Source organism: Shewanella sp. TC10 (genome assembly GCF_009663145.1).
Lineage (GTDB): Bacteria > Pseudomonadota > Gammaproteobacteria > Enterobacterales > Shewanellaceae > Shewanella.
In genome coordinates this window covers 1-3,366 of record NZ_VKHR01000109.1, presented here as the reverse complement: position 1 = coordinate 3,366, position 3,366 = coordinate 1, and the positions used below count along the sequence as shown (strand labels likewise).

The following is a 3,366-nucleotide window of genomic DNA, read 5'->3' as shown; positions in this document are numbered from 1 at the left end:
GAAAAACAACAAATTGATAATTTGTTGTTTTTCAGCCTGATCAATTAACACGGCAGTCATTGGTGTTGATGTTTCAAAACCAATAGCAAAAAATATTACTTTTTTATCAGAATTTTGCTTAGCAATACCTATGGCATCCATTGGGTCATACAGCGGTCTGATATCAGCGCCTTGAGAGCGAAACTTAGCTAGATTACCTTTAGAGCCTGGCACTCTAATCATGTCGCCGAGCGTCAATAATATTACATCAGGCAGTTTAGCTAAGGTTGCGGCATGATCTATTCGCTCTTTTGGCATAATACACACTGGGCAACCCGGCCCATGAATAAATTTGATGTTAGATGGCAATAATTGCTTAAGGCCATATTTCATAATGGTATGGGTATGGCCACCGCAGACTTCCATAATGTTGATATCAACATCGATGGCATTGGCAAGTTGATTGATACGATTAGATAGGGCTCTAATCGTATCAGGGTTTCTGAACTGCTGGTATAAATCAGCAAGTTTCATCATACTTGCTCCTCAGCTTCTAGCTTTTCAACAATTTCTTTATATAGCGCTAAACTTAGATTTGCTTCAGTATCATCGATTTTATTCATAACAAAGCCAATGTGAATGAGGACGAAGTCACCAATGGCTAAAGGTTCTGCCATTAGGTGAGAACTTACGAGACGCTTAACCCCTAAGGTATCCACAGTGACGCTGGCATCATCATGTATTTCTGTAACTTGTGAAGGGACGGATAAGCACATGCTAAATCTCTCCCTGATGCTTTTGGATCCAGTTAGCCACTGCAGTAATTGATTGTGGATCTTTTACTGATACAGGAATAAGGGTGACGTCTGGATTAAGCTTTTCCAGTTGTTTACGACATTCAACAAGTGAAAAATCGAAGTGTTCTGCTAAATCCATTTTAGTAATGAGTACAAGATCAGCTCGGCGGAACATAACAGGGTACTTTTCTATTTTGTCATCACCTTCGGGAACGGATAACAGCACGATATTTTTATGGGTACCAACATCATAACTAGCCGGACACACCAAATTACCAACATTTTCGATAAAACATACATCAATGGGCTTTAAGTCAATATGGTGGAGCGCCTGGTGTACCATGAATGCATCTAAGTGACATGCTGAGCCTGTTTGCACCTGATAGGCTTCAATACCTTTAGCGATTAATCTGTCAGCATCTCTTGAGGTTTCAAGATCGCCTTCTATCACTGCATATTTTTTAGGTAAATACTCATGCAAGTGCTCAAGTAAGGTCGTTTTTCCGCTGCCAGGGCTGCTCATAAGATTAAAGGCACGTACATTATTCGCTTCAAAATGCTCACGATTATGTTGCGCTTCATGATCATTTTTATCTAATATCTTATGAATGACTGACAATGTTTTAGTGTCATTGAGTTGTGGATTAGTGTGTAAATTTGAGTGATCGGTTAATGAACATCCGCATTCTTGGCACATCGTATTACTCCTTTAAAAACCACTTTCATCTGACTTTGTTCAGTATTAACAGGGGTTTTATTTGATACTTTGATTAACATCACCAAAGTTATATTTTTATTTAAGTTAATGCTGTGTTTGTGATCTGTTTAGCTGTTGGTAGGCATACCAAATTTGTCCTAATGAAATGCCGGCATCATTTATGGGAACCAATTTGCTTGGTAACACCTTATCTGGTGAATAACTTAAATAACGATTTAGATATTGTAAGGTCATCTCATATAACAATTTATTTTGAAAAACACCGCCACATAGAATCAGTTTATGACTCGGATATTGCTCTGCCATGTAGCAAACTACTTGGCTTAAACTTTCGATAAACTCTAAACACAGTTGGTTAGTCACGTCTGTTAGGTCGTTGCTATTTTTTGTGCTGACTAAACGAGTGATTAATTGATAGATAAGTTGTGAAGGTTCAAAAAGTTGAACACTTTTTGCTTGGCTATGGCTATGGCTATGGCTATCGGAATTGGTAAGCCGACTAGCATTATCAGTAACAGTCTCATTTGAAACTATCGATAATTTATCTGAGGTAGATGGGCCACTGACTAGGTTGTTAGCATCATTAAACTGTGCTGTTTCAATAGCCATATTTGCATGAGTGCTAATCAGCATTCCAGCTTGCGCTTCAAAATCATTTTCTATGATAAGGTTCAGGGCAACCGCAACTGCATCAAAAATACGTCCTACCGAGCGGCATTCAATACAAGCGCTGTTATTAAGCCATATGTTGTGAAGATTATTAACTGTTAACCTATCCATTTGCTGTATGGCATTAATAGGCAATGTCATGATTTCATCCACTGACATGGTTTCAAATAATAAAGCCAACAGAATACGTACAGGTTGCTTAATGGCTTGCTCCCCGCCAATCAGCTTAAATGCTCTAAAGTGTGATTTAATTTCAAAAGTGTGGGGATCTGCAAGCATACATTCGCTGCCCCATAATTGATTATCATCTCCGAGTCCTGTGCCATCAAAGCTAAACGCTAACACCTGTTTGTGATAATCGTTAGCAGCAAGAACACTCAGTACGTGAGCATAGTGGTGCTGAACATTAGCAAGGGGCAGATTTTGTTCATTAGCCATAGCCGCAGCCCATTGTGACGAAGTATATTCAGGATGCTTATCAGCGATGATTTGTTCGGGTGTAAATTGATAAAGGCGGCGAAAAGTATTAAGTGTTTGTTCGAAATATTGGTTAGTTTCTAGATTATGTAAGTCTCCGATATGTGGACTAACAAACGCACTTTCATTAAATGCGAAACACTGGGTATTTTTTTGTTGAGCGCCAACAGCTAATAGCTGATGCTGCAATTTATTGCTTAAAGGAATGCTAAGTGGTGCGTAACCTCTTGCGAGTCGAATGACTTGGATTTTATCGTCGATGACTTGTACTACACTGTCATCACAGGCATTAACTATTGGTCTGTTATGATCAACAATCCCGTCTACTACCTCGCCAAGCTTTTGTTTGATTTCATTACCATCGGTAATGATAGGTAAGCCAGAAATATTAGCACTGGTTGCAACTATCGGTTTTTTAAAGGCTTCAACTAGTAGATGATGCAGTGGAGTATATGGCAGAAATATACCTAAAGTATCAATATCAGGGGCAAGTGCAGGACTTAGGTCAATCTCTATATCACTTCGCTTTTTCATTAAAGTAATAGGGTTTTCTGCTGAASTAAGGATTTGCCATTCTTTACGTGTGCCTTCAACCAGTTGACGAGCATTACGTAAATCGGTTGCTATAAAAGCTAAGTGTTTAGCTTTACTATGTTTGCGCTGACGTAGACGTTTTACTGCAATATCATTAGTGGCATCACAAATGATATGAAMTCCACCTAATCC

Annotated in this window: 4 protein-coding genes; all 4 read right to left on the bottom strand. The window is 38.9% G+C overall.

The window, feature by feature from the left end:
* The coding region (gene hypD / locus FNZ24_RS21230) for a hydrogenase formation protein HypD (protein ID WP_153916794.1) at positions 1–516 on the bottom strand (516 nt) is incomplete at its 3' end.
* Complete coding sequence (locus tag FNZ24_RS21225; protein WP_153916792.1) at positions 513–755, bottom strand: HypC/HybG/HupF family hydrogenase formation chaperone; 243 nt, start codon at positions 753–755, stop codon at positions 513–515. The genes FNZ24_RS21225 and hypD, both read right to left, overlap by 4 nt.
* A gap of 1 nt (position 756) precedes the next feature.
* On the bottom strand, positions 757–1,473 hold the full coding sequence (hypB, locus tag FNZ24_RS21220) for a hydrogenase nickel incorporation protein HypB (RefSeq protein WP_153916791.1): 717 nt from the start codon (positions 1,471–1,473) through the stop codon (positions 757–759).
* Between the two features lie 105 nt (positions 1,474–1,578).
* On the bottom strand, positions 1,579–3,366 hold a 1,788-nt coding region (locus tag FNZ24_RS21215), incomplete at its 5' end, for a Sua5/YciO/YrdC/YwlC family protein (protein ID WP_153916789.1).